Origin of the sequence: Hydrogenophaga sp. Root209 (genome assembly GCF_001428625.1) — a bacterium.
Classification (GTDB): domain Bacteria; phylum Pseudomonadota; class Gammaproteobacteria; order Burkholderiales; family Burkholderiaceae_C; genus Hydrogenophaga.
Genome location: NZ_LMIE01000032.1, coordinates 228,146 through 252,371, shown reverse-complemented (window position 1 = coordinate 252,371; position 24,226 = coordinate 228,146). Strand labels below are relative to the sequence as shown.

General features: G+C 68.0%; 26 protein-coding genes. 15 read left to right on the top strand and 11 right to left on the bottom strand.

The annotated features are described in order from the left end of the window. The first annotated feature begins 97 nt into the window (after positions 1-97). The 3 genes from ASE11_RS22440 to ASE11_RS22430 are packed head-to-tail and all read left to right on the top strand — an operon-like array spanning position 98 to position 1,869. Positions 98-556: a DoxX family protein gene (locus tag ASE11_RS22440; RefSeq protein ID WP_056277064.1), complete on the top strand. Its 459-nt coding sequence runs from the start codon at positions 98-100 to the stop codon at positions 554-556. Positions 557-598: 42 nt separating this feature from the next. After that, entirely contained in the window at positions 599-1,387 is a 789-nt protein-coding gene (locus ASE11_RS22435) for a dioxygenase (RefSeq protein ID WP_056277060.1), read from the top strand. Next, a complete protein-coding gene (locus tag ASE11_RS22430) occupies positions 1,384-1,869 on the top strand; it encodes a hypothetical protein (RefSeq protein WP_056277057.1) in 486 nt (161 codons plus the stop codon). Before ASE11_RS22435 ends, ASE11_RS22430 begins: the two co-directional genes overlap by 4 nt. Here the strand turns inward: ASE11_RS22430 and ASE11_RS22425 are convergent. Further along, positions 1,820-2,755, bottom strand: coding sequence for a hypothetical protein (locus tag ASE11_RS22425; protein WP_056277054.1), 936 nt, complete (start codon positions 2,753-2,755; stop codon positions 1,820-1,822). The two genes, ASE11_RS22430 and ASE11_RS22425, sit on opposite strands and share 50 nt — an antisense overlap. Before the next feature lie 52 nt (positions 2,756-2,807). After that, on the bottom strand, positions 2,808-3,284 hold the full coding sequence (locus ASE11_RS22420) for a hypothetical protein (protein ID WP_056277050.1): 477 nt from the start codon (positions 3,282-3,284) through the stop codon (positions 2,808-2,810). Positions 3,285-3,556: 272 nt separating this feature from the next. Here ASE11_RS22420 and ASE11_RS22415 point away from each other — a divergent pair, with 272 nt between their 5' ends. From ASE11_RS22415 to mrtJ, 3 genes are read left to right on the top strand one after another with little or no spacing between them, the layout of a single operon-like run. Next, the gene (locus tag ASE11_RS22415) at positions 3,557-5,839 is read left to right on the top strand and encodes a choice-of-anchor O protein (protein ID WP_056277049.1); all 2,283 of its coding nucleotides are present in this window, start codon (positions 3,557-3,559) and stop codon (positions 5,837-5,839) included. Positions 5,840-5,899: 60 nt separating this feature from the next. Next, positions 5,900-9,004 (top strand): hypothetical protein, encoded by a 3,105-nt coding sequence (locus ASE11_RS22410; RefSeq protein WP_056277044.1) that lies wholly within the window; start codon positions 5,900-5,902, stop codon positions 9,002-9,004. After that, positions 9,004-9,459 (top strand): JDVT-CTERM system glutamic-type intramembrane protease MrtJ, encoded by a 456-nt coding sequence (gene mrtJ, locus ASE11_RS22405; RefSeq protein WP_056277042.1) that lies wholly within the window; start codon positions 9,004-9,006, stop codon positions 9,457-9,459. The genes ASE11_RS22410 and mrtJ overlap by 1 nt, the downstream gene beginning before the upstream one ends. Before the next feature lie 14 nt (positions 9,460-9,473). Here the strand turns inward: mrtJ and ASE11_RS22400 are convergent, their stop codons facing one another. From ASE11_RS22400 to ASE11_RS22390, 3 genes are all read right to left on the bottom strand, one after another. Then, a complete protein-coding gene (locus tag ASE11_RS22400) occupies positions 9,474-10,844 on the bottom strand; it encodes a trypsin-like peptidase domain-containing protein (protein ID WP_056277040.1) in 1,371 nt (456 codons plus the stop codon). Further along, entirely contained in the window at positions 10,841-11,269 is a 429-nt protein-coding gene (locus tag ASE11_RS22395; RefSeq protein ID WP_056277038.1) for a c-type cytochrome, read from the bottom strand. Before ASE11_RS22395 ends, ASE11_RS22400 begins: the two co-directional genes overlap by 4 nt. Before the next feature lie 112 nt (positions 11,270-11,381). Then, entirely contained in the window at positions 11,382-11,831 is a 450-nt protein-coding gene (locus ASE11_RS22390; RefSeq protein WP_056277033.1) for a host attachment protein, read from the bottom strand. Positions 11,832-11,953: 122 nt separating this feature from the next. Between ASE11_RS22390 and ASE11_RS22385 the strand changes: the two genes are divergently transcribed. The 5 genes from ASE11_RS22385 (at position 11,954) to ASE11_RS22365 (ending at position 15,388) form a co-directional block, all read left to right on the top strand. Then, entirely contained in the window at positions 11,954-12,202 is a 249-nt protein-coding gene (locus ASE11_RS22385) for a lipoyl domain-containing protein (RefSeq protein WP_056277030.1), read from the top strand. A gap of 128 nt (positions 12,203-12,330) precedes the next feature. Continuing rightward, positions 12,331-12,756: a universal stress protein gene (locus ASE11_RS22380; RefSeq protein ID WP_056277027.1), complete on the top strand. Its 426-nt coding sequence runs from the start codon at positions 12,331-12,333 to the stop codon at positions 12,754-12,756. Positions 12,757-12,764: 8 nt separating this feature from the next. Next, complete coding sequence (locus tag ASE11_RS22375; RefSeq protein ID WP_056277024.1) at positions 12,765-13,289, top strand: flavodoxin family protein; 525 nt, start codon at positions 12,765-12,767, stop codon at positions 13,287-13,289. Positions 13,290-13,295: 6 nt separating this feature from the next. After that, positions 13,296-14,435: a polymer-forming cytoskeletal protein gene (locus ASE11_RS26180; RefSeq protein WP_056277021.1), complete on the top strand. Its 1,140-nt coding sequence runs from the start codon at positions 13,296-13,298 to the stop codon at positions 14,433-14,435. Then, positions 14,432-15,388 carry an alpha/beta hydrolase gene (locus ASE11_RS22365; RefSeq protein ID WP_056277018.1) on the top strand — a complete coding sequence of 319 codons (957 nt, stop codon included), beginning with the start codon at positions 14,432-14,434 and terminating at the stop codon, positions 15,386-15,388. Before ASE11_RS26180 ends, ASE11_RS22365 begins: the two co-directional genes overlap by 4 nt. Positions 15,389-15,424: 36 nt before the next feature. On the opposite strand, the gene ASE11_RS22360 is transcribed toward ASE11_RS22365, so the two are convergent. The 4 genes from ASE11_RS22360 to ASE11_RS22345 form a co-directional block, all read right to left on the bottom strand. Next, complete coding sequence (locus ASE11_RS22360; RefSeq protein ID WP_056277352.1) at positions 15,425-15,793, bottom strand: VOC family protein; 369 nt, start codon at positions 15,791-15,793, stop codon at positions 15,425-15,427. A gap of 94 nt (positions 15,794-15,887) precedes the next feature. Next, positions 15,888-16,541 carry a BON domain-containing protein gene (locus ASE11_RS22355; protein ID WP_056277016.1) on the bottom strand — a complete coding sequence of 218 codons (654 nt, stop codon included), beginning with the start codon at positions 16,539-16,541 and terminating at the stop codon, positions 15,888-15,890. 22 nt (positions 16,542-16,563) lie between these two features. Beyond that, positions 16,564-17,814 carry a class I SAM-dependent methyltransferase gene (locus ASE11_RS22350; protein ID WP_056277013.1) on the bottom strand — a complete coding sequence of 417 codons (1,251 nt, stop codon included), beginning with the start codon at positions 17,812-17,814 and terminating at the stop codon, positions 16,564-16,566. Positions 17,815-17,827: 13 nt separating this feature from the next. Then, complete coding sequence (locus ASE11_RS22345; protein ID WP_056277009.1) at positions 17,828-18,685, bottom strand: Crp/Fnr family transcriptional regulator; 858 nt, start codon at positions 18,683-18,685, stop codon at positions 17,828-17,830. Positions 18,686-18,947: 262 nt separating this feature from the next. Here ASE11_RS22345 and ASE11_RS22340 point away from each other — a divergent pair, with 262 nt between their 5' ends. The 3 genes from ASE11_RS22340 to ASE11_RS22330 are packed head-to-tail and all read left to right on the top strand — an operon-like array spanning position 18,948 to position 21,532. Then, the gene (locus ASE11_RS22340) at positions 18,948-20,492 is read left to right on the top strand and encodes a PAS domain S-box protein (protein ID WP_082585951.1); all 1,545 of its coding nucleotides are present in this window, start codon (positions 18,948-18,950) and stop codon (positions 20,490-20,492) included. A 13-nt stretch (positions 20,493-20,505) separates the two neighbouring features. Beyond that, positions 20,506-20,853, top strand: a complete 348-nt coding sequence (locus ASE11_RS22335) for a hypothetical protein (RefSeq protein WP_056277001.1) — start codon at positions 20,506-20,508, stop codon at positions 20,851-20,853. Next, entirely contained in the window at positions 20,846-21,532 is a 687-nt protein-coding gene (locus tag ASE11_RS22330; RefSeq protein WP_056276999.1) for a response regulator, read from the top strand. The genes ASE11_RS22335 and ASE11_RS22330 overlap by 8 nt, the downstream gene beginning before the upstream one ends. Before the next feature lie 107 nt (positions 21,533-21,639). Here the strand turns inward: ASE11_RS22330 and ASE11_RS22325 are convergent, their stop codons facing one another. Further along, complete coding sequence (locus ASE11_RS22325; RefSeq protein ID WP_235501414.1) at positions 21,640-22,365, bottom strand: phosphoribosyltransferase; 726 nt, start codon at positions 22,363-22,365, stop codon at positions 21,640-21,642. Then, positions 22,362-23,015 carry a dienelactone hydrolase family protein gene (locus ASE11_RS22320; RefSeq protein ID WP_082585950.1) on the bottom strand — a complete coding sequence of 218 codons (654 nt, stop codon included), beginning with the start codon at positions 23,013-23,015 and terminating at the stop codon, positions 22,362-22,364. Before ASE11_RS22320 ends, ASE11_RS22325 begins: the two co-directional genes overlap by 4 nt. A gap of 97 nt (positions 23,016-23,112) precedes the next feature. On the opposite strand from ASE11_RS22320, the gene ASE11_RS22315 reads away from it, so the two are divergent. Then, entirely contained in the window at positions 23,113-23,952 is an 840-nt protein-coding gene (locus tag ASE11_RS22315; protein ID WP_200959406.1) for a DUF2231 domain-containing protein, read from the top strand. Positions 23,953-24,226 lie beyond the last annotated feature (274 nt).

Sequence of the window (24,226 nt, the reverse complement as noted above, 5' to 3'; positions counted from 1 at the left end):
GAACAGTCAGTCTCATTGGAGCATGTTTATCTTCCTGTGTGGAACTTCTACAGTCCAGTCATCGATTCACCCCTCAACCCCTTTTCAGAAATTCACCATGAACAACATCACCACCGCCTCTCCCTTGCAACGCCTGCTGAGCACCAGCGCCGGCTGGGCACCGCTGGCCCTGCGCATCCCCATCGGCATCGTCTTTGTGGCGCACGGCGCACAGAAACTGTTTGGTGCCTTTGGCGGCTACGGCCTGGAAGGCACGGGCCAGTTCATGGACTCGCTGGGCCTGAGCCCGGGCTACCTCATGGCGCTGCTGGCCGGCTCCGCCGAGTTCTTCGGTGGCCTGGCCTTGCTGCTGGGTCTGCTGGTGCGCCCGGCCGCCGCCGTGCTCGCCGTGACGATGCTGGTGGCGATTGCCACCGTGCACCTGGACAAGGGCCTCTTCATGGCCAACAACGGCTACGAGTTCGCGCTGGCCTTGCTCGCCGCCGCCGTTTCGCTGCTCATCAGCGGCGCGGGCAACGCCTCGGTGGACGCCACGCTGGCCCGCCGCGCCGACTGAGATTCATTGACCGCACGGCGCCCGGCGCCGCAGGAGAAACGCATGACCCGCTTGCCCACCGTTTTCGTGTCCCACGGCGCGCCCACCTTCGCGCTGGAGCCCGGCCTGGCCGGGCCGCAACTCAGCGCGCTGGGCCGCGCCTTGCCCCGGCCCCGGGCCGTGCTGATCGTCTCCCCGCACTGGATGACGCAGGGTGCGCGTGTGGGCCTCTCGCAAAAGCCCGCCACCATCCACGACTTCGGCGGTTTTCCGCAGCCGCTGTACGAGATCGGCTACCCGGCCAACGGTCACCCCGAGTTGGCCCGCCGCGCGCTGGACGTGTTGCAGCAAGCCGGCTGGAGTGCCCACGGCGACGAGCACCGTGGCCTGGACCACGGCGCCTGGGTGCCGCTGCTCTATCTGTACCCCGAGGCGGATGTGCCGGTGTTCCAGGTGTCGCTGCCCGCCACGCTGGACGCCGCGGGTGCCTGGGCACTCGGCCGGGCGCTGGCGCCGCTGGCCGATGAAGGCGTGCTCATCGTCGGCTCGGGCAGCCTCACGCACAACCTCTACGAGTTCCGCGCCGGGCACGGCCATGAAGAGGCCTATGCCACCGAATTCGTGGCCTGGGTGCGCGAAGCCGTGCAGCAGGGCGATGGTGCGCGCCTGCAGCGCACGCTGGAGATCGCTCCCCACGCGAAGCGCGCCCACCCCACCACCGAGCACTTCCTGCCGCTGCTGGTGGCCGCCGGTGCCGCGGGCGAGTCGGTGCCGGCGCGGGTGATCGACGGCGGCATCACGCACGGCGTGCTGTCGATGGACGCCTTCGTGTTTGGCGAGGTGGCGCAGTGAGCGGCGAGCGCGTGTTCCTGCGCCTGGGCGCCACGGCCACCTGGCTGGAGCGCGATGGGGATGAGGACCAGGGGAGGTCGCTCGCGCTCGACGTGGGCAGCGCCAGCACGGCGCAGCGCTTCTTTCGCGGTGACCTGCCCACGCCGCTCGAACTGGAGCGGGCGATCGATCATGTGGAAGACGAACTGATGCGCGCCGTGGCCTGGACGGCAGGGCGCTCCACGCTGGTGGCAGACCACCCGCTCGTGCGCGCTCTGGCTCAGGCCGAAGGGCCGGCCGGGGCGGTGCTCACACGCGAGGTGGTGGAGGGCTTGTTCCAGCGCCTGGCCTCGGGCGCGCTGGGCGATCCGTCTGCGCTACGGGGCCTGCCGGCTGGCAAGGAGGCGGCTGCAACCCTGCTCATCCTGCGCGAGCTGATGCACCACCTGGGTTTCAGCCAGGTGGTGGTGGCGCCACCGTCTCCTGGCGCTGCACTTCCTTGAGCTTCATGGCCACATAGTCGGCGCGCTCGATCTCGTGCAACTGCTCGGCGTAGCGTTCGGTGGCGTTGAACCAGCCCTCCAGGCTCTGCTGCAGCTGGGCGGTGCCCGGTGCGTCATGTGACTGCAGGTGCGACTGCAGCGCGAGGTAGTAGCGCAAGGTGTTGCGCTCGACCACGCCACGCACACCATCCACGCGGATCGGCTGGCCATCGTCCGATCGGCCCACCACGCTGAAGCCCGACTTGCCGCGCCCCAGGGTCGCGAGATACGTCTTCATGGCCCAGCGGGCGGCCGTGCCGAAACCGTACGAGTAGGTCATGCGCACCAGCGACTGTCCACCGGCGTGGGGCACGGCTTCCACCACGATGCGGTAGTCGCGCGTGGCCAGCGGGCCGCTGGGCGCGCGCAGTTCCACCAGCAGGTGGTCGCTGCGATCGGCTGCCACCTTGAAACCGAACCGCACCCAATACACCTCCGACAGGGGCTGGTCGAACTTGCGCCCCACGCCCGACACCAGCTCTTCACCGGCGGCGTTGCGCATGCTGCGGCAGTACTTCACGTTGAGGTGCAGGATCAGCACGTCGCACCAGCGATCGGCCTGGGTCAGCTCCTGGCGCACCCGGTCAAAAGGTTCGTCGATCAGGGCGTGCACCTCGCCCTGCATGCGGTCGGCCGACTCGGTGGAGCGCAGGTAGATGGATCGACCGGCCAGCTGGCCCGTGCCCTTCTCGCGCAAGGTGTTGAACTGCGTGCGCAAGGCGTCGGGTGACGGGGTCAGCGCCCACGCGGGGTGAGCAACCAGGGTGCTGGCCAGCAGCAGAGCTGCGGACCAGCGGCAGGAAGTCAGGGCAGCCTTGGTGCGGGCCAATCGTTGAATGAGGAGCATCGGCCATTGTGAGGCCCACCGCCGGCGCCTGTCGCGTGGGCCAGCAAAGCCCTCAACGGGCCTTCAGCTCGTCCCTCTGGCGCAGGTGCAGTTCTTCCTGAGTCTTGAGCTGGTCGCGCGTTTTCAGCTGCGCCTGTTCCTGCAGCTTCAACTGGTCGAGCGATTGCAGATGCAGCTGTTCCTGCGTCTGCAGCTGTTCACGGTCGCGGGTCTGGTCCTGGGTCTTGAGCTGGTCGCGGGTCTGCGTGAGCAGACGGTCCTGGGTCTTGATCTGATCACGCGTGGCGCTGAGCAGGCGGTCCTGCGTTTTGAGTTGATCGCGCGTGCGCAGCAGCTGTTGCTCCTGGGTCTTGAGCTGCGTCTGGTTGTAGAGCCGGTCCTGCTGGGCGGACTTGGCGCCCGATCCAGCCCCCGGGCCAGCACCACCCGCGCCACCCCCGGCGCCGGCACCGCCGGCGGACCAGGCGGGTGCTGCCAGAGAAACGGCGAGGGCGACAGCGGCGAAAGACAGTGGCAAAGGCTTGTTCATGGGTAGGTCCTCAAAGGTTGAAGTCGGGTTTGTGCAAGTTCGGATTCGGTGGCGTGCGCCGCCCGAACCTCGCACTGCAGTGTCTGGATGCACGGCGCGCTGGCCATTGAGTGGACTCAATGCAGGGCATCGCAGGCTTGAACCGGTGTGGTGCCCGCGTTGCCTCGGCCGGGGAACTTGCAGGCCGCTTGAGCTTGCTCAATCGGGCATGCCCCTCCCAAATTGAAACTGAATGGCAGGTCTTTTACAGCCATTTACACGAGGGTGCAGACATGTTTTCCACAAGCAGGAAGATCGGTGTGTTGGGTGCAGGCATCGCCGCGGGTGTGGTGCTTGCCGCCACGCAAATCACGATCAACCCCCCATTTGCGCTCAGCGATGGCACTTCGGGTGACAAGCCCAAGATCCAGCGCGCGGGCGACGGCACATTGGTGGTGGTTTATGGCGACAACCCGGACGGCGCGGGCGTGGTGTACGACGTCAAGGCCAACGCCGAGCGCCTGGCGCGCGACGTGTTCGTGAAGACTTGCAAGCCCGATGCCACGAAATCGTGTGACAGCCAGGCCGACTGGTCGGCCCCGGTCAATCTGTCAGGCTCGGCGCTGCAGATGAGCAGCGGCGTGTTCGACTGGCGCGGCACCCTGGGGGAGCCGGCCAGCTACCCGGGTGACATCGACAAGGCCAACATCAAGACCAGCGGCCCGGTGATGGTGATCACCTGGGTCAGCAAACACTGCCCCGACGGCGATCTGGCCACCGCTGGCTTGCAGCCTGCGGTGCAGCGCGGCGTGCGTTACATGGAGCGCGATGGCGGCCGCGTCATCCCGTTCTCGTGCATGTGGGTGGCCTGGTCCACCAACAACGGCACGAGCTGGAAGCCCGCCGTGCAGTTGAGCACCGGCGTGCGCGATGCCATCCAGGACGCGAGCAACGGCGGCTTCAACAGCGACACGCGCAAAGGCCAGATCAATTTCTCCTGGCAGGAAGACCCGGTGGGGCTGAAGCTGGGCGAGGCCGATGGGCCCGGCGACGGTGCGTCCGGTGCCAACGTCTCCATGGGCACGGACATCTGGTACACGTCGGCCACGGTCGACCTGAGCGACAACTCGGCTGTGCCACCAGTGTCCAGCAACGACTTCGTGCTGGCCACACCGGTGCGGCTGACCGACAACCACCTGCGCGACGGCATCGACGTGACCACCGACACCAACGCGGTGTTCGAGGGCAACGCCACCGAGGTGAGCCCGACCACGATCGAATCGGGCGACGCTGGGGCCTCGCGCGCCAACATCGGCATGCTCGGCAACCAGGCGCTGGTGGCCTACGAGGAAACCAAGGCCGCGGGTGGAGCGTCCAGCGGCAAGTTCATCCGTTACCACAGCTTCACCTTCAACAAGCCCACGCCCATCGGGGGCGATGCCGCTTCCAACGATCCCAAGGGTTGCGTGATCTCCGATCCGTTGCGCAACGCGCGGCGCGTGCGTTTCCTGACCCAGAGCCCGGCCGATGCGGGCGCCGGCGGCGTGCAACTCGCCGTGTTCTGGAAGGAGGGCCTGGCCGACAAGGGCGGCTCGTCCGACATCGTGCTGCGCCGGGCCATCGGCCCCGATGCCACCACCGTGTCGGTCAAGCCCGCGAACATGCAGCCCGTGGTGGATGCTGCGTGCGCCACCTCGGTCTACGTTGAGGCCGTGGGGCTCACCAGCGCCCGCGCCACCAACATCAGCAGCCGCAGCACGGTGGCCACCGCCGCCGACAACGGACTCGCTGACGACACCGAACGCAACAACACCGAGAACGCACTGGCTCATCGCGGCGTGCTGCGCGGTCGCGACCTGTGGGTGGGCTATTCCTACACCCGCGATCTGGCGCTGCTCGACGCGCAGATGGACAACTACAACTTCTGGATCCGCCAGTTCAACGTGGACACGGGCGCCTGGAGCCTGCCGTCCAACGTGACACGCATCGCCGACACGCACATCAACGTGCGCGAGCCGCGCATCTTCGGCACGCCCAAGAGCAACCCCGGCACCTGCCCCAGCGGCAACCCCGCCGATCCGCTCACCACCGACAAGACCCAGTGCCAGAACACCGACGTGGTGTACCTCGCCTGGGGCACGCAGGAGAACGTGCCCCTGAGCGATCCCGAGGGCGGCGACGACCTCGGCGTGTACATCACGCAGAGCAGCGACGCGGGCCAAAGCTTTGCCACACCCGTGCGCTATTCCACCGCCAAGGGCTCGCTGTTCCAGGACGACGAGTCGGCCTTCGAGGCGCAGATCGTCACCCGCCCCGATGGCACGCGCTTCTACGGCGTGTGGAACCAGGCCGACGCCATCAGCAGCAAGACCGTGGCCGAGTACGCCAGTGGTGAGGTGGCCATCGTGGCCGATCCACCTGCACCGCCCACGCCCGCACCGGTGGACGAGGGCGGTGGCTGCACGGCCGCCACTGGCCAGCGCCCGATCGATCCCGCGCTGCCTGTGCTCGCCCTGTTCGCCTTGTTCGGCCTCGGTTTGCGCCGCGTGCGCACCCGGTCGATCCGGGGCCGCTGAGACGTTTCCAGGTTGGTTTCTTTTTTTCCCGCGATTTTTTCCACTCCAAAGGAATTCTTCATGACCTTCAGACCTCTTCAATCACTGGCGCGCCGTCCCCTGTGGACCGCAAGCCTGACGGCGGTGTGCACCGCTGCGCTCGTGACAGCCGGCTGCGGCGGCGGCGGTGGTGGTGACGCCACCGACGGCGCGCTCGCCACGCCCACCACCATCATCGAAGCCAACATCGACACCCTGGCCGCGCAGGTCGGAGGGGGCACACAGGACGTGGAGCTCTACAACGACGGCACGGCCGACTGGACGCTCTACACGATGGCCAACCGTTTCGCGGCCACGCCCATCGGCATGAGCAAGGGCGCGGTGACCGAGATCTCCATGCCGGGCTACATCCAGCACATCACCGTGGTCAAGGGCTATGGCGGTCAGAACTACGCCTTGCTCTCCATGGGCAGCAAAGGCATCGGTGTGGTGAACATCACCAACCCCGCTGCCATGAGCCATGTGCGCACCATGAGCGTGAACCACCTGTCGCCCGAATACACCTACTCCGACGGCGGCGGCACCATCTTCACCGAGGCAGCTGCGGTGACGCCGCAGATCGGGCAGGTGGCCGATTTGCTGGTGGATGAAAGTGGCACGCCCGAGACGACCGACGACGAGTTGTTCGTCGCCAACGGGGCCTTCGGTATCCAGAAAACGAAACTCTCCAACCTGCTTGGTGCCGGTTCCGATGGTGTGCTCGCGATCGACGGCGCGCAAGCCTGGACGATGAAGTACGCCGGCGAGAACCCCTGGGGCGGGCCGCTGAGCCTCAAGCAGCACGGCGGACGCCTGTACGCCGCGCTGGGCTTCCTGGGCGTGGGCATCTTCGACCCGGCCAACCTCTCGCGCCAGGGCGCTTACAACCTCTACACCGACTGCGCCAACAGCGCGCAGGAGGACTGGTTCGGCTTCCCCAACCGCAAGCCGGCCTGCAACACCGCCTTGCTGGCCAACCCGGCGTTCATCGACGCCGACGGCATGCCCACTCACGAGCAGGCCGCTGCCGAACTCGGCGACAAGAACAGCCTGGGCGCCTACCCCTGGGCCGAGTTCGACCGCTACGGCAAGTACTACTACAACGCCCGCAGCCTGGATCTGGTGGACCTGCCCGGCGGCAAGACCATGGCGTACGTGGCCTACTCGCTGGGCGGCCTGGTGGCGGTGGACGTGACCACGGTTGCCGCACCCACCTATGCCGGCTACGTGCCCGCGGCACCCGCCCACGGCCCTGACGAGCCGCCTGTGAATGTGGACAAGAAGGGCATCCTGTCGCACTTCGGCTCCGGCATGCTCAAGGAGGCGGGCGTGATGAACGTGCGTGTCGTGCCCGACCCCGATGACGGCACAAAATTCCACGCGTACTACACCGACCACTTCGCCGGTCTGGTGGTGGTCAAGGGCGCGGAAGCCCCGGGCGCCCAGTGGCGCAACGGGACCTACAACAACGACAGCGACGCACGGGTCTACTGGCCTGACTACGAGTTCGTGAAGTCCTACGACATGACACCCGTGCCGGTCGGCGACGAGTCCATGCCCAAGTTCCTCACCGCGGTCAGCGGCAACTACAGCGCGCCGGTGATGCTGGTCACGGGTGAGATCAACGGCCATGGCGGTTCGCTGTTCATGGTCGCCGGCAACACCCGGGCCGCGGGCCAGGTGGACGTGGTCGAGTCCTCGGGCGCCGGTGGTGTGAGCTTCGTCGACATCATCGACCTCAAAGGCGCCGGTGTGGCGGTGGCCAGCCGCTTTGCCGTGCCGGTGAATCTGGTGAGCACCAACGAGGTGGGCGCGGCCGAGGACGGCTCTGCCACCCAGCCCATCGCCATCGGCCACGCCGAGGGTGTGACCGTGTCGGGCAACCACCTCTACCTGGGCGACGGCCCGCACGGCATGAGCGTCTGGCGCATCGCCGATGGCCTCAACCCCATCGACGACCTGCACCTGGTGGCCAACACGCTGCAGAGCGAGTACCCCACGGGCGACACCGTGTTGCCCACGCCGCACGCGTTCAAGGTGGCCTTCGGTGCGGACCCGACGCAGGCCTACGTGATGAGCCAGAGCCTGGGCATGCGCCGCGTGAACGTCTCGGCCGTCACGGGTGGCTCGGCGCAGATGGGTTCGCCCGCGCTGCTCAACGCCAAGGGTGGCATCTTCGAGCACAACACCGAGAGCGGCAACGTGGGCGCCGTGAAGATCACCGGGCAGGACCACGCGTATGGCGTGACCTTCTGGGGCAAGTACGCCATCGTGGCCGACGGTGACAACGGACTGACCGTGTACGACACCACGGCCGACCCGAGCACCGGCGCCCACGTGGTGGCCAACATCGGTGACTCCGAAGGCACCAGCGGCAAGCCGCCACTGGGTCGCGCCGCCTCCGTCAAGCTGTGGAAGAACGGCGCCACCCAGCGCACCTATGCGGTGGTGGCCGCGGGCTCCTACGGCATCTCGGTGGTCGACATGACGGACTTCCTCGCCACCGGCCGGGCGCAGGACCTCGACGTGGCCAAGCACCTGATCAAGACCTTCGAGCCGCTCAAGGCCGATGACGACAACGCCTTCGGCTCGGCCGACGGCAAGAGCGTGGACGTGCACGTGGTCGGCGACATGGCCTATTTCAGCTACGACAGCTTCGGCCTCGTGGCCTACCGCATGGACGACCTGATCCGCCCCGCCACGCTGGAGCGTCCGGCGGTGGTGCCGGTGGGCCAGGCGCCCGACGCCTGCCTGGCGGTGACCGACGTGACCAAGCTCAGCGCCAAGCAGGGCGGTGTGGCCGAATGCCGTCCTGCGGCGGCTGGCTACTTCAAGCTGCAGAAGCTCGCGGGGTATGAAGACGTCGACGGCGGTGCGCTCTACATGACACCGCAGCTCTTCCCCGCCAACCAGCTGCTGAGCAACGGCGCCGGCTCGGTCTACACATTGACCACGCCGCGCCTGCTGTTCTACGTGGCCTACGGTGATGCGGGCGTCGTCAAGATCGACTGGAGCACGGCGGCAGCACCCTCCCTCATGGCCATCAAGGGCGTGATCGGTGGAGCCAGCGCCACCGCCATCCACAACGGCCGTGTCTACGTGCCACCCGTGGCCGGGTGGTGCCCTTTTCTGTGCCGGGTGATGTGATGCGCCTCCAACGCCCGGGCTGGACCGATCCGCACCTGTTGCTGGCGCTGCTGGCGGCGCTGCCGGTCTGGCTGGTGCTCTTCGTCTGGGCACCGCCCGGCATGCGCGTGCCCCAGGGTGTCTGGGCCTGGTGTTCGCTGGTGCTGGTGCAGCCCTGCCTGGAAGAGTGGGTCTTCCGGGGTCTTCTGCAAGGCGAAGCGCTGCGCATGACCACCTGGCGCGGCGAGCCGGCGCGCATCGGCCCCATCACCTGGGCCAATGCGCTGGTCACGCTGGCCTTTGTTGCCTTGCATCTGGTCGCGCAGCCCACGGCGTGGGCCTTGGCGGTGGCGGTTCCCTCACTGGTACTGGGTCACCTGCGCGAGCAATTGCACAGCGTGTGGCCCGCCGTTGGGGTGCACGCCGTCTACAACGCGGGCTTCGGCCTGCTGGCCTGGGCGCACAGGGTGGCCTGACACGCCCGCCAGACTCAGTCGAGTTCCAGCGGAAGGTACAGGCGTTGACCGTCCCGGTCGATCAGCAGGGCCGCGCTCAATGGGCGCTCGTGCAGCAGTCGGCGCACATCCTCCAGGGATTGCACCGGCGTGAGGTTGATCGCCAGCAGCGCGTCGCCCGCCAGCAGACCGGCCTGTGCGGTGAGCGCGCTCACTTCTTCCACCCACAATCCGCCCACCACACCCATCAGGCTGCTCTCCTGCGCCGTCAGAGGGCGCAGGCGCCATTGCGGTTCGTGCCGGTCCGTGGCGGTGGGTGCCTCCTCTGCACCATCGAGCTCCATGGCCTGGTCCAACTGCACGACCACCTCCTGTGCCTTTCTCGCCCGCCACACCCCGAGACGAACCCGCTCGCCTGGAGACGCCACGCCCAGGTGGCTGGTGAGTTCACCCGCGTGGCCGAGCGGTGCACCGTTGAAGGCGGTGACGATATCGCCCACGCGCAGGCCGCCTTTCTCGGCAGCGCTGCCCACGTCCACGCCGGCCACCAGTGCGCCATGGGGTCGCTCCAGGCCAAAGGCGTTGGCCAGCGTTAGGTCCAGGTTCTGGATGCTCACGCCCAGGTAGCCGTGCCGCATGCGGCCGTGGGCGACGATCTGGTCCTTGACGCGCAGCGCCACGTCGATCGGCACCGCGAACGACAGCCCTTCGTAGCCGCCAGACAGGCTGTAGATCTGCGCGTTGATGCCGACCACCGAGGCGCTTGCATCCAGCAGCGGTCCGCCCGAGTGGCCCGGGTTGACGGATGCATCGGTCTGGATGTGGGGCACCGCGGCGTAGCCCGGCAGCGCGCGGCCCTTGGCACTGACGATGCCTTGCGAGACGCTTTGCTCCAGCCCGAAGGGAGAGCCGATCACCACCACCGGATCGCCCACCTGCAGCAGGTCGGCCCGGCCCAGGCGCACCACCGGCAGGCCAGTGGCCTTCACGCGCAACACCGCCACATCGGTCGTGGGGTCGCTGCCCACCACTTCCGCACGGAACTGGCGTCTGTCGCTCAGGCGCACCGTGATGCGGCGGGCGCCTTGAATCACGTGGGCGCTGGTGAGCAGCAGGCCGTCGCTGCTGATGAAGAAGCCCGATCCCTGCCCGTGAAACGGCAGCTTGCCCTTGAACGGCAGCACCAGGGTTTCGTCACCGGGTGCCCAGGTCGAGGCCGAGGGCGTGCGCATGCCGACCACCTCGACACCGACCACCGCCGGCCCGGCCAGCTCGACGATTGCGCGGTGGTTGGGCACGAAGCCACCGGGCAGCGGCGCAGCCGTGCCCCCGGGTTCGGTGGCAGATGCGGCCAGCGCGCAGGCCAGCAACGCCAGGGCGGGCAGCCGCCAGCGCAGACCGCTCACCGGGTCTGGATGCGGTTGATGTACTCCAGCAGGCCCAGGATGCGCGCACGCACATGCGCCTCGGCGTTGTAGGGCGCCTCCATGAAGTACTCCGCGTCCTTGATGCGGTAGTCACGTCCCCACACCGGCATGTCGCGCGAGCCGTGCACCGGCACCTCCGCGCCATCAATCACGTCGTAGAGCCGGTTCATGGGCAGCACGCCACCGTTGTTCTTCGCCAGCAACGTGAGGTCGGGTGGGCTCCTGGTCAGGAACGGCACGAGCGCACCATTGCCCTTGCCGCTGGTGCCGTGGCAACTCGCGCAGTTGGCGTCGAACTCTCGCTTGCCGGGGTCGGTGGCCGCGTTGCGTGGTTGCGCCAGCGCGCTGCCCGCCAGCGCGACCAAGCCCAGTGCCAGCCAGAGGGATGGGAACGGATGTTTCATGGGGTGCTCCCGGGGTTTGCTGAGACAACTCGACCTTACGCCGCTGTGCGCGCGGTGCATTGACTTTCCTCAAGCGCCCGTCAAGTTGCCCGCCAGCGCGTTCCCCACGAGTTCACCGCGCAGGCACGCGCAGTTCGCGCAGGCGGCTCTCAAGGGTTCCCACATCCAGGCCGGTGAAGTCGGCGTCGTGCGTCCACTGAAGCCGCGCGCTCACGGGCGGGCTCAGGGCGGCCTTGAGTTCGCCCAGGAACGGGTTGGAGGCGGTCAGCCAGAACGTCTCGTACTCACGATCCACGAGGCCTTCTTCCAGCCGTTCGGCAAGCTCGTGCGCGAACTGGTGCAGCACCTTCTTGCGCGTGCTCGTGTGCGGTTCGAAGTGCGTGGCGGCGCTGCTGTTGTCGCTGCGTTCATGGCCCTGGCGGTCGCGTTCGAGCTCACTGCCTTTGAGGCGACCTTCGGGGAAGTCGATGGTCTCCAGCGCCACCATCGGATCGCTCGCGCTGGTGCGGCTGAAGATACGGGCCAGGGACCCATTGGCGACCAGAATCCATTGTTTCTTCATGACGAGTCCTTTCAACGCGAAGGCACCCAATCTAGTACCGGTGGGTGCGCGCACTGTTGAGTTCGATCAATGCACGTGCAGGCAGTGGCGCGACAAGATGGCACCTGCACAGGAGAGCCGACATGCACGACGTGACGCTGGATCCTCATCTATGGCTGACCCTGGAAGCCGGTGATCAGGCGCGACTTGAGCGCTGGCTGGTGAGCGAGGGCGACGTGGTGCACGCGGGCGAATTGCTGGCACAGGCCAGACTGGTGCACCAGACGGTGGACATTGCTGCGCCTCACGCAGGCGTGATCGAGTCCATCCTGGTGGCCGCGGGCGAGCGCATTGCGCGCGGCGCGGTGCTGGCCCAGATCGTCCCCTTGTGAGGGCCAAGCTGCCCGGTCATTGAGCACGCTCAAGCGCGCTGGCCGCAGCGCCTTGCAGACTGAGGGCTTTGCTGCGCACAGCGACGAGGGCCCGTGCCGCGAACAGCCCTGACATCAAGGAGTCGGACATGTACAAGGTGTTGATCGCGATCGACGGTTCGGAACACGCCAACCGCGCCATCGAGGCGGTGGCCAGGCTGCCGCGCGAGCCCGGCGACCTGGAGGTGGTGCTGGTGAACGTGAGCAACCCGGTGTACTACGGCGACATCCCGGCCCCGGCGCTGCAGCAGGTCGACGAAGCCAGACGCCTGCAGCAGGAGCGCGTGCTGGAAGATGCGGCGCAACTGCTGCGCGCCAACGGCCTCACGCTCGGCGCCCGGCATGGCACGAGCGGGCCGGTGGCCGCGGAGATTGTGGAACTGGCGCGTGAGACCGGTGCACACCTGATCGCGATGGGCACGCGCGGCATGGGTGCGGTGGGAAGCCTGTTCCTGGGCTCGGTGGCACTGAACGTGGTGCACCAGTCGCCTGTGCCGGTGCTGCTGGTGAAGTGAGGCGATCCGTGAAACGCATCCTCGTGGTCTATTACTCCCGCAACGGTCACACCGAGTTTTTGGCGCAGCAGATTGCGGCGCGCTGCCACGCCGATCTCGAGCGCATCGAGTACCGCCACAAACGCCAGGGTGTGATCGGGTATCTGCGCTCGGCGGCGGAGGCGGTCCTGGGGCTGCGCCCGGCCATCGAGCGCATGCACCGCCGCCCGGCCGACTACGACCTCGTGATCGTGGGCACGCCGGTGTGGTGCTGGAACGTGGCCAGTCCCCTGCGCACCTGGCTGCAGCGCCACCATGGTGCGCTGGCCAACGTGGCGGTCTTCTGCACCTGCGCTGGCTCCGGCCAGGCCAAGGCACTGGATGATCTGGAGGATCTGTGCGGACACCGGGCGCTGGCGCGGCTGGCCATGACGGAACGGGCGTTGGGGCAATGCAGGCGCGACCCGGCGTTCCGCCATTTCCTGCTCGAGCTCAAGCGGGTGCGCTCGGTCTCGGTCTCGCTGCCCCCCACGCAGGATCGGGCGCTCGCCTGAAACGACATGAGAACCGCGCTGCTCCTGCTGCTGGGTCTGTGGTTGCCTGGTGCGTTCTGCCAGCCGCTGCCGATCGAGCGCAACGAGCAGGTGGCGGGTTCGTCGGTGCGGACCGAGACCGCGGTGAAGGGCGACTTCACGGCGATGGGGGGGCGCGTGGTGGTGGACCAGCCGGTGGCGGGGGACGCCTTGTTGTTCGGTGGCACGGTCGATGTGCGAGCCCCGGTGGGAGACGATCTGCGCACCGCCGGGGGTGACGTGGTGGTCGAGAGTTCGGTCGGCGGTGACGTGATGGCCGCCGCCGGCAACCTCAAGCTCACCAACGGTGCCCAGGTGGCGGGCCGCGCCGAGCTCGCCGGTGGCGACGTGCTGGTGGACGGCCGGGTGGATGGTTCGCTGACCGTGCGGGCCCGGCGTCTGGTGCTCAACGGGCCGGTGGGCGGCAGCGTTGAGGCGTCGGTCGAGACGCTGGAACTCGGACCGCAGGCCCGTGTTGGCGGCGGCCTGCGCCATGCTTCGGCCACGTTCACGCAGGACCCGGCCGCCTCGGTGTCCGGCCCGATCGAGCGTGTCGATCGGTTGTTTGACCGTGGCCCGGGCCGCGGCGGGCGACACCCCATGCACGACGACGGGTGGCCAGGCATGGCCGGATGGTGGCTCCTGGTGCCCCTGTCGATGGGCCTGCTCGGCGTGCTGGTCCTGGCCGGCGTCATCCTGTTCGTCTTCTCGCGCTTTGCCGGCCAGGCCGCGCACCGGATCGAGACCACGCCGTGGCACGCCCTGGGTGTGGGCGCCGCTCTTCTGGTGGCCCTGCCGGTGCTGGCCTTGTTGCTGTTCTTCACGCTGCTGGGCATTCCGTTGGCTCTGGTGGTCATGGCCCTGTATCCACCGCTGTTGCTGTTGGGCTGGTTGATCGGCGCGTTGTTCGCCGCGCGCTGGCTGGCGTCCAGCGCTTCGGCGGGCCAGCCCACCGGCCAGACCGTGCCGTTTGGCTGGATGGCACTGGCCGTGATCGCGCTGCTGGTGGCGGGTGCGGTGCCCTTGCTGGGACCGCTGCTGGTGACGCTCACCATGGCCGCTGGCCTGGGCGCCTGCGTGCTGGAGTGGCGCCACCGGCTGGCTGGCCGAGCGGAGGAGGCGCCATGAGCAGCGGTGATGCCTCACCCCGGGTGTTGACCATCGAAGGCCCGGGCAGCTGGCGCAGCCGCGCCCTGAACCTTGTGCTGCGCCTGGCCTCGGGCAGCACCCTGAACCCCGACGCCGACTTCGCCGCGCTGCGCGAGCGCTACGAACGCATGGACGCGCGCTGCTTTCCGCTGCACCGCTCGGTGCGCCGCGAGGCGGTGGACTGCGACGGCGTGCCCGCCCACTGGGTGAGCGTGCCGCAGAGCCTGGCCGGGCGCACGCTGTTCTACCTGCACGGTGGATCGTTTGCGTTTCGATTCCCGCACGCCCAGACGGCGTTTGCCGCACGCCTGTGCCGCCAGTTGCGCGCCAGCGCCCTGGTGCCCGACTACCGGCTCGCACCCGAGCACCCGTTTCCGGCCGCGCCCGACGACTGCGAACGTGCCTGGCGCTGGGCGCTTGCACACGGGTGTCGGCCCGGCAACACTGTTTTTGTGGGGGACTCGGCTGGCGGCACGCTGAGTCTGGTCACGCTCAACCGCAGCCTGCGCAACGGCGAGCCGCTGCCGGCCTGCGCGGTGCTGCTCTCACCCGCGGTGGACTGCACCCTGGCCAGCCCCAGCATCACCGACAACCACCGCCTAGATGCGGTGATCAGCCTGCCCCGGCTGCTGGCGCTGCGCGAAGGCTATGTGCCCAGCCCCGAGCTGTACCGCCACCCCGATGTGTCACCGTTCTTCGCCGACTTCACCGGTTTCCCGCCGCTGTTCATGCAGGCCGGCAGCACCGAACTGCTGCGCGACGAAGCCCTGCGCGTGGCCGACAAGGCCTGCGCCGTCGGGGTGGAGGTGGAAGTGGAGCTGTGGCCCGGCGTGCCGCACGCTTTCCAGCTTGCCGCCTTCCTGCCCGAAGCAGCGCGGGCGATGAAGAGGATCACGGCGTTTGTGGTGGCGCGCACCGGGTGGCAGGTGTGAGGCGGCCCGGCGCCAGGCCTTGCCGGTACCGCGGGATCAAGGCGGCGGCCTGTGGCAGACGGCCTCGATGTTGTGGCCGTCCGGGCCGATGACGAAGGCGCCGTAGTAGTTGGCGTGGTAGTGCGGGCGCAGACCGGGCGGGCCGTTGTCCCGGCCGCCCGCGGTCAGGGCGGCCGCGTGAAAGGCGTCCACCTCCTGCCGGGTTTCGGCGGTGAAGGCGAGATGCAGCGGCGCAGGTTGCCAGCCGCCGGGTGACAGCCAGAGCGTGGGCTTGTTGTGGCGTCCCAGGCCCACACCATAAGGCCCTTCCATCACGACCGCGACGCCCAGGGGCGCCAGCGAGCGCAGGAAGAAGGCCTTGCTGGCCGGAAGGTCGGTGACGCCGAATCCAATGTGATCGAACATGGCTTCCTCCGAAGTTGACCGGGCCCGGGTCTGGCGCGGCGCCTCGGCCAGCGCGATCCGCCCGGACGGCAGGTCGGGTGCGATCCGACCCATGTCAGTTGCCCACCCGCAGTTCGTTGAGCACCGTGGTGATGCCCGGCGCCGAAAAAGCCGCGCCCTGCGCCGCGTTGCGCTCGGCCCATGAATGCACGTGGCCGCGCAGCGTGGCCGTGGTGCCGTTGACCGTGACCTCGATGGCCTTGGCCTCGCGCTCGGCCTGGCGGCTGAGCGCCTGCTCGATGCGCTCGGTGATGTTCGAGGGCGTGGAAGTGGTCTTGAGCGTGATGCTGTTGGTGACGCCGCGCACGCCGGTGAGGGGGCGCACTGTCTGCTCGGCCACACGGCGCTGGTAGTCCCAGTTCACCTCGCCCGTGAGCGTGACCCAGCCGTGCTCCACCTTGACCTGGATGCGGTCGCTCGGGATGAGCGTGTGCCAGGAAAACGCACCTTCGATGGCTTGTGCGATGTCGGAGTCGCTGCGCACATGGCCCCGGGCCAGCTTCACGTCGATTTCTTCGGCAATCGCCCGCACGCCGGCGACGCGCCGCACGGCGCGCTCGGCCACGTATTTCTCGGCGAAAGTCTCCAGGTGGCCGGTGAGCGTGACCACACCGTCCTTCACCGCCACACCGATGTGGGCAGCTTCCACCGCGGGTTCCCACTCGAGTTCGGCTTCGACGTCTTTCTTGAGTTGTGCATCGGTTTTCATGGAAGGTCTCTCCTTGGGTGCTTCATGCTGGTTCGGCCGCGTACATGTGCCGTCGATTGAACGGGTAGTCCGACTGCGCACCGCGCAGCGGCGTGTCGCGCACCAGTCCGGTCGGCCGCGACGCCAGAAGTTGGTGGATCGATATCCAGCCACGCTCGAAGGCCACCGCGCAGCCGGCGAGGTAGAGCCGGTAGGCGCGCACCGTGGCTTCGCTGGTGAGTGCGCGCGCGCGATCGAGCTGGCTCTCCAGCGCGGCTGACCAGGCCCACAACGTGCGCGCATAGTGCGGTCGCAGGTTCTCGGCGTCCAGCAGTTCCAGGCCGCTGGCGCTCAGACTGCGCGCCACGCGCGATACGTGCACCAGTTCGCCGCCCGGAAAGATGTACTTGTCAATGAATTCGCCCATGCCGCCGCCAAGCTGGTGGTTGTCCGTGCCGCCGGCGGTGATGCCGTGATTGAGCAGCAGGCCACCGGGTTTGATCAGGTGCTGCAACCGCGTGAAATACCCATCGAGTCGGGCGCTGCCCACGTGCTCGAACATGCCGACCGAGGCAATGCGGTCGAAGCGCGCGGTGGGCGGCAGGTCGCGGTAGTCGAGCAGGCGCATGGTCACCCGGTCGCGCAGTCCCTTTTCGTCGATCAGGCGGTTCACATGGGCGTGCTGGTCATGCGAGAGCGTGATGCCCATGGCTTGCACGCCATGGTGCTCGGCAGCCCAGAACAGCAGACCACCCCAGCCCGCGCCGATGTCCAGAAACGTCTGACCTGGCTGCAGTTGCAGCTTGCGGCAGATGTGCTCGAGCTTGGCCTCCTGGGCTTGCGCCAGCGTCATGTCGGGGCGCTCGAAGTAGGCGCACGAGTACACCCGCAGCGGGTCGAGCCAGAGCGCAAAGAAGTCGTCGCACAGGTCGTAGTGAAAGCGCACCTGCTCGGCGTCCTTGTGCGGTCGGTGCAGCCAGCGCGAGCGCAGGTGCTGCAGCAGCTGCGTGCCCAGCGTGGCCTGGCCCTGTGCCACCGGGTCGCCCACGAGTTCGGCAGCGATCTCCATCACCTCGCGCAGGTCGCCCTCGATCTCCAGGTCGCCACGCACGTAGGCATCGGCCAGGGTGCCGATGTTCCCGCTGGCCAGGCAACGGAGGTGCTCGGTGTCGTTGACCCTCAGGCGCACCGGTGCGTCTGCCGCACCCGCTTGCCCGCCCGGCCACTGCAGCGCCAGCGGGCGTGACAGCTGCCCGATGCGCGACTCGATGAAGGAAGGCATGGTGAGCTGCATGGCGGCTCCTGTGTCATGCGGCCACGGCGCGCATGCCCGCGGGTTGGCGGGGGACGGAGCGCCGGCTGGTCTGGCGGCGTGTGGCGACCATGCCGAGGTCGTCCATCGAACGGCGGGTGCTGCGTGCATAGGCCTTGAGACCGTCCATGTCGAGGATCTCCACGTCGCGGTCACTCACGTGAATGAGGCAGTTCATGGCCAGCGCTGTGAACGAACGGCTCACGGTCTCGTGCGCCACACCCAGCATGCTGGCGATGTCGCGGCGGCCCATGCGCAGGTGAAAGCGCCGCGGTGACTGACCGCTGGCGGCCATCTGGCGCGAGAGCTGCAACAGGAAGCGAGCGAGCCGCACCTCGGCCGCCACGGCCGCCATCACGTCCACCAGCTCGTTGGTGCGGGTGAGCGCCCGGCTGCCAGCACGCTGCAACTCGCGCTCGAAGGCGGGCGCGGCGCGGCTCAGGGCGGGCAGGTCGGTCTTGCGGATCACGTAGACGGTGGAATCCTCCAGCGCGCTGGCGGCGGTGGGGTGGGTCTCCATGCACAGCGAATCGAAGGCCAGCACTTCGCGGCGCCCGGCGAAAGCCAGCACCTGTTCGTAGCCGTCTTCGTCGGTGCGGAAGATCTTGAAGGTGCCGCTGCTCACGAAGTACAGCGCATCGCTCGGCGCGCCCATGTGGATGAGGTGGTCGCCCGCCAACACCCGGCGCAGTCCCACAGCCGTGTGGGCTGCGGTCGGCTCCGAGCCGGGGTTGCCCAGTGCGTCGTTGCCCAGCATGCGCATCAGGTCGGCGAGAGTGCCGCGCCCGATCGGCGCGACATCGGAGATGCTGGCCGGAGCCAGGCAGATCGACGGGGTGAACGGTGGGTTCAAGGGTGACTCCTCAATGGTTTGTTGAGCTTGGGCTGGTTCAAGGATGCGCCGGCGGTCTGTGAAGCACCATCGGAATCCGTCGCGACCTGCGCTCGGATTGAGCCTTGAAGCGATGGCCCGGATTCCCATGGACCGTTCGGAAAATTCCTACCCCCCTGGTGAGGGATGTTGATATGCATCAACATCGGCCAGTGGCGGGCTGGTTGATCTGCCAAAAGCTTTCTAAGATGCCTCCACAGAGGCATCCACGCACACCAGACTCATGACTACACATGCCATGCCCAGTGTTTTCCTGCCCATGGAGGCCTTGGTGGAGGCACGGCTGGCGCATGCGGCGCTGGAGGCGGTGATCACGGTCGATCAAGAGCAGCGCATCGTCATGATCAATCCTGCCGGCCTGAGCATGTTCGGCCTCACGAGAGACGAGGCCCTGGGCATGGAGCTCTCCCGCCTCATCCCCCAGCGTCTGCGCGCAGCGCATGCGAACCACATCCGGCAATTCGGCGATTCAGGCCAGATCGAGCGCCCGATGGGCAAGCGCGGTCAGGTGCTGGGGTTGCGCGCCAACGGCGAGGAGTTTTCGCTCGAAGCGGCCATCTTCAAGAGCGAGGTGGCCCAGCCGTCGGGCACCCGGACCTACTACACCGCTCTGCTGCGCGACCTCACCGAGCTCGACCGCATGAGCTCCGTCATCGAGAAGCTCAACCTGCGTCTGCGCTCCGTCTTCGAACGGGCACCCGTGGCCATCTGGATCACCGAGAAGGATCGGGTGGTGTTCGCCAACCGCGCCTGTGCGCACCTGATCGGGCTCGAAAGCCCCGAACAACTGGTCGGACTCTCCATCTTCGAACTGCTTTCGCCCGCCTCGCACGAACCGGTGCGCGGCAAGCTGAAGAACCTGGCGCAGGAGGAGGGCGTGTCGGTTCTGATGGGCGCCATTCGGCGCGGCGACGGCAGCCTGCGCGAGGTCGAAATGGTGGTGGCGGTGCTGCCCGACCACGAGCGCAGTTTCGTGCAGATGGTCATCAACGACATCACCCAGCGCTCGCGCGAGAAGAGGGACCTGCTGCGCTCGCGCCGCACCTTGCGCGAGCTCTCGGCCAGCATGGTGGAGGCGCGCGAGGAAGAACGCCGGCGCATCGCCCGCGAACTGCACGACGAGCTGGGCCAGCGGCTCACCGCCCTCAAGCTGGAGATGACCGCCTGCCAGCGCGACCACCCGAACCCGGAGGCAGGCGAGCGCGCGCAACTCATGCAGGAGATGCTGGATGACACCGTGGCGTCGGTCCGCCGCATTGCCATGGACTTGCGCCCTCTGATGCTGGACGACCTGGGCTTGCCGGAGGCCATCGACTGGCTGGTGAAGGAATTCAAGCGCCGCACCGGCATTGAGGTCGACTACCGGGTGGGCGAAGGACTGCGTGACCTCTCGCCCAATCTGGCCACCACGCTCTACCGCATCGTGCAGGAGGCGTTGACCAACATCACGCGGCACGCCCGGGCCACGCGGGTTTTGGTCGAAGTCAATGGTTCCGGCGATGCGCTGCGGTTGGTGATCGAGGACAACGGCGTGGGTTTCACCAGCGGCACCCGGTCCCGCAGTCCCGGCTCCTTCGGGCTGCTGGGCATTCGGGAGCGGGTGCTGATGCTGGGCGGGCACCTGTCGGTGGGCAACGCGCCTGGGGGAGGCGCCCGGCTGGAGGCGCGTGTGCCGCTGGAGGCTCCCGCGGCCCATGCGCGCCACGACGACTTTCAGGACGCGGACGAGCCGATGTTCGACGAATCCACCCGAGGCGGCCTCGAATGAAGGAAACAACACCATGAGTGACGCGCCGATCTCTCCCACTGCCAGCCGCGACGCGCTGGATCTGAAGCTGTGCCTGCGCACGGACCACGACCTGCCACCTCTGCGGCGCGTGCTGTCGCTGGCGCTGTGCCGCTTTTTCCAGGAGTCGCTGTCGTTCCTGCCGCACGAGACCAATGCCTCGGAACTGATCGTCGAGGCGCAGCGTCCGATGGGCCAGTTCATTCTCACCCTGCGCGCGTGCGGCAACGATCTGAAGTCACCGTGGCGCCTGGACGTCCGTTCGGAGCCGCCGCTGATCCTGGAGCACCGTGCGCGCCTGATGGGCGGGCGATCAACCGCGTGGGGCGACCGCAATGAGTGACGCTGACCCGGGCGTGCGCCTGCGCCTGCTTCTGGTAGACGACCACACTGTGGTGCGCGAAGGCCTCAAGCGCTTGCTGGACCCGCAGACCCATCAGTGGTCGATCACCGAGGCAGGCACCGGCTTCCAGGCGCTCGAATGCCTGCGGCGCGAATCGTTCGATCTGGTCATTGCAGATCTGTCCCTGCCCGGCATGAGCGGGCTGGACCTGATTCACCGCATCAAGGAAGGATTTCCCGGCGTGGCCGTGCTGGTGCTGACCATGCACAGCGAAGAGCAGTACGCGCTGCGCGCCTTCCAGGCCGGTGCCAGCGGTTATGTCACCAAGGACAGTGCCGGCGAGGAGCTGGTCGCTGCGGTGCGCAAGGTGGCCTCGGGCGGGGTGTTCGTCACCTCGGTGCTGGCCGAGCAGGTGGTGCAGCAACTCAACGGCCGGCGCCCGGCCTCCGACCTCAGTGGCCTGTCCAACCGCGAGCTGGAGGTCCTGCAGCGCGTGGTGGCGGGTGAGCGCATGGTCGACATTGCCGAGGCCCTGCACCTGTCCATCAAGACGGTGAGCACGCACAAGACCCGCATTCTTGAAAAGCTGCAGCTTGACAGCACAGCTGCGCTGATCCGGTTTGGCCTGGAGCACCGGCTCGACAAGGCCAATCTGGGTGCACCCCCGGACCTCGGTTGAGCCGACCGGACCGGGTGCGCACCCGCCGCGTGGCCAACAAAGGCCGCACCAGCAGCCTGGTGCTGGTGAGTTTTGCGAGGGAGCCGACGCAGCCGGGCTGAGCGTCTTCAACCGGCCTGGCCGCCAGCGTTGGCCGCGTTCAGCGCCGCGCACACCTCGTCGTCGCCGAGCTGGTGAAAGTCCCGGTAGTGCAGCCCGATGGCGCGAAACGGCCGGGGCTCCAGCAGGCAGACCACCGCATCCACCTCGTCGCCCAACTCGGCGATGGCGGCGTGTGGCCCCACCGGAACCGCCACGATGAGGCGGGCCGGGTGGCGCCGGCGCAGCGCGCGCAACGCCGCCCGCAAGGTGGTGCCGGTGGCAATGCCGTCGTCCACCACGATCACGGTGGCACCTTTCACCGGCTGCTGCGGCCGCCCCGCCAGGTACACGCCGCGGCGGCGTTCGATCTCGCGCAGCGCTGCCGGCAACTGAGCCTGGATCCAGGCCTCGTCCACCCCGGGCAGGTTGGCGGTGTCTTCGTTGATCACCACGTCCGGCGGTGAGCCTTCAACCACGGCGGCCACCGCCAGCTCGGGCTGGAAGGGTGCGCCGATCTTGCGCACCAGCAGCAGGTCCAGCGGGGCGCCCAGTGCTCGCGCGATCTCGGCCGCCACCGGCACGCCACCACGCGGCAGCGCCAGTACCACCAACGGTCCTGTCAGGCCCAGCGCGAGCAGTTCGTCGGCCAGGGCGCGGCCCGCGTGCGTGCGGTCCGCGAAGGTATGGCCGGCCATGGCCGCGTTGCGTGCGATCCCCATGGGGGTGGTGTCGCCCCAAAGAAAATCGTTCATGCGTCCCTTCCGTTGCCCAGGTATTGCTCGAACCAGCTGGCGGCGAACACCGCCACGGTGCCGAGTGCGCCCGGCTCTTCAAACAGGTGGCCCGCACCAGGCACCACTTCAAGCCGCTTGGGGGTGTGCAACTGGCGCATGGCCTGCCGGTTGAGCGCCAGCACCTCAGTGTCCAGCCCGCCCACGATGAGCAGCGTGGGGGCCTGCACCTGCTCCAGGCAGTCCATGGCCAGGTCCGGGCGACCACCACGCGAGACCACGGCCGCCACACGGTCGGGCCGGAGGGACGCACCCTTGAGCGCGGCAGCCGCGCCGGTGCTCGCGCCGAACAGGCCCAGGCGCAGTTTGGCCAGGTCGGGGTGGTGCTCAGTCCAGTGGATGGACTCGACCACGCGTTCGGCCAGCAGATCGATGTCGAACACCATGCCACGATCCTGCGCTTCCTCTTCGGTCAGCAGGTCGAAGAGCAAGGTCGCCAGGTGCAGCTTCTGGAACTCGCCGGCCATCCAGCGGTTGCGCGGGCTCTGGCGCCCGCTGCCACTGCCGTGCACGAACATCACCACACCCAGCGCCTGGGGCGGGATCACCAGATCCCCCGGCAGCGCGAGCGAGCCGAGTTGCACGGGCTCCGTCATGAGCAAGCTGGACATGGGGTGCCTCGTCCGAAAACCCCGGAATATCCCGGAAATGAAGGTCAACGTCAGCCCATTGTTGGCTCCGGCGGATCTGGCGCATTGAGCGTGCGCAATGCACCGCCCTTTGGAGAACCGCAACATCACCGACCTGCCGGCCGCCAGCCGCGGCACGGCCATGATGTTCCAGAGCTTCGCGCTGCGTTTCCGTCAGAAATGCCGCAACTTCTGCCGCCTTTCATCAGGGCGGCTCCCGCACACCGTGAGGGGCAGAGCCGAGTTGCCGGGAACGTGCCTTGCCCCGTCACCAGCCATGAACCGCAGCATCCATCTGTTCGGCCACCCGGTGCATCAACTGCTGGTGCTGTTTCCGGGCGGGTTGCTGTTCACCGCGGTGTTGGTCGATCTGTGCACCTTGGTCGGCACGGGGCCGCGCGCCATGCAGCTGGCGCACGATCTGCTGGCGCTGGCGCTGGCCGGAGGCCTGTTCGCCGCGCCCTTTGGCTGGCTGGACTGGCGCCGCATCCCGCGCGGTACCCGCGCTCGCCGGGTGGGCGCGCTTCACGGCGGGGGTAACGCGGTTGCGTTGGGTCTCTTCGCGCTGAGCTGGTTCCTGCGTGAGGCGGGGCTGCCGCCTTCCGCCCCGGTCCTGGCGTTGAGCCTGGTCGCGGGCGCCTGCATGCTGGGGACTGTGTGGCTGGGCGGCGAACTGGTGACCCGGCTGGGTGTGGGGGTGCATGTGGGCGCCTACCCGGATGCGCCCGGTTCGCACCCGTTCCATTCTCTCGTGCCACCCAGGGCCCTGGACCCGGACCCCGACGATCCGTCTGTCGCCCTGCTGCTCTCGGTCGCAGGGGAAGAAGACCCTGGGGCCGCCGTCGATTCACCCGCGCCGCCAGAACCGTGGCCCGCGGTCCACGCGCCGCTGGCCGCCTCTTCACGGGATCGCCGCTGAGTTGGCCAGCGAACAGTCGGCCAGCGCGGATCGGATTTAGGCTGGCGTCCTCGTTGTTTTGCAGAGGTCACACCATGTTCACCGAGCTCACTCCCTGGTTCACGATTGACGCCAACGGCCCCCCCGAACGCGAAGGCGTTTACGAAACCACGGCGCTCGGCATTCCCGGAGAGAGCCACAGCGTGCTCCAGCACGGTTTTCGGCACTGGGGTGAGCACGCGGTGGGATCGGGGTGGGGCGAGCTTGGCTCAACACCCGACGGTGCGCTCGCGGC

Coding starts and splice junctions, on each gene's coding strand:
- ASE11_RS22350 (WP_056277013.1), bottom strand. CDS start 17,814: ATGCAGCTCACCATGCCTTCCTTCATCGAGTCGCGCATCGGGCAGCTG.
- ASE11_RS22440 (WP_056277064.1), top strand. CDS start 98: ATGAACAACATCACCACCGCCTCTCCCTTGCAACGCCTGCTGAGCACC.
- ASE11_RS22420 (WP_056277050.1), bottom strand. CDS start 3,284: ATGAACAAGCCTTTGCCACTGTCTTTCGCCGCTGTCGCCCTCGCCGTT.
- ASE11_RS22435 (WP_056277060.1), top strand. CDS start 599: ATGACCCGCTTGCCCACCGTTTTCGTGTCCCACGGCGCGCCCACCTTC.
- ASE11_RS26180 (WP_056277021.1), top strand. CDS start 13,296: ATGAGAACCGCGCTGCTCCTGCTGCTGGGTCTGTGGTTGCCTGGTGCG.
- ASE11_RS22320 (WP_082585950.1), bottom strand. CDS start 23,015: ATGTCCAGCTTGCTCATGACGGAGCCCGTGCAACTCGGCTCGCTCGCG.
- ASE11_RS22380 (WP_056277027.1), top strand. CDS start 12,331: ATGTACAAGGTGTTGATCGCGATCGACGGTTCGGAACACGCCAACCGC.
- ASE11_RS22330 (WP_056276999.1), top strand. CDS start 20,846: ATGAGTGACGCTGACCCGGGCGTGCGCCTGCGCCTGCTTCTGGTAGAC.
- ASE11_RS22360 (WP_056277352.1), bottom strand. CDS start 15,793: ATGTTCGATCACATTGGATTCGGCGTCACCGACCTTCCGGCCAGCAAG.
- ASE11_RS22425 (WP_056277054.1), bottom strand. CDS start 2,755: ATGCTCCTCATTCAACGATTGGCCCGCACCAAGGCTGCCCTGACTTCC.
- ASE11_RS22335 (WP_056277001.1), top strand. CDS start 20,506: ATGAGTGACGCGCCGATCTCTCCCACTGCCAGCCGCGACGCGCTGGAT.
- ASE11_RS22415 (WP_056277049.1), top strand. CDS start 3,557: ATGTTTTCCACAAGCAGGAAGATCGGTGTGTTGGGTGCAGGCATCGCC.
- ASE11_RS22390 (WP_056277033.1), bottom strand. CDS start 11,831: ATGAAGAAACAATGGATTCTGGTCGCCAATGGGTCCCTGGCCCGTATC.
- ASE11_RS22410 (WP_056277044.1), top strand. CDS start 5,900: ATGACCTTCAGACCTCTTCAATCACTGGCGCGCCGTCCCCTGTGGACC.
- ASE11_RS22325 (WP_235501414.1), bottom strand. CDS start 22,365: ATGAACGATTTTCTTTGGGGCGACACCACCCCCATGGGGATCGCACGC.
- mrtJ (WP_056277042.1), top strand. CDS start 9,004: ATGCGCCTCCAACGCCCGGGCTGGACCGATCCGCACCTGTTGCTGGCG.
- ASE11_RS22315 (WP_200959406.1), top strand. CDS start 23,113: ATGCACCGCCCTTTGGAGAACCGCAACATCACCGACCTGCCGGCCGCC.
- ASE11_RS22340 (WP_082585951.1), top strand. CDS start 18,948: ATGACTACACATGCCATGCCCAGTGTTTTCCTGCCCATGGAGGCCTTG.
- ASE11_RS22395 (WP_056277038.1), bottom strand. CDS start 11,269: ATGAAACATCCGTTCCCATCCCTCTGGCTGGCACTGGGCTTGGTCGCG.
- ASE11_RS22355 (WP_056277016.1), bottom strand. CDS start 16,541: ATGAAAACCGATGCACAACTCAAGAAAGACGTCGAAGCCGAACTCGAG.
- ASE11_RS22385 (WP_056277030.1), top strand. CDS start 11,954: ATGCACGACGTGACGCTGGATCCTCATCTATGGCTGACCCTGGAAGCC.
- ASE11_RS22365 (WP_056277018.1), top strand. CDS start 14,432: ATGAGCAGCGGTGATGCCTCACCCCGGGTGTTGACCATCGAAGGCCCG.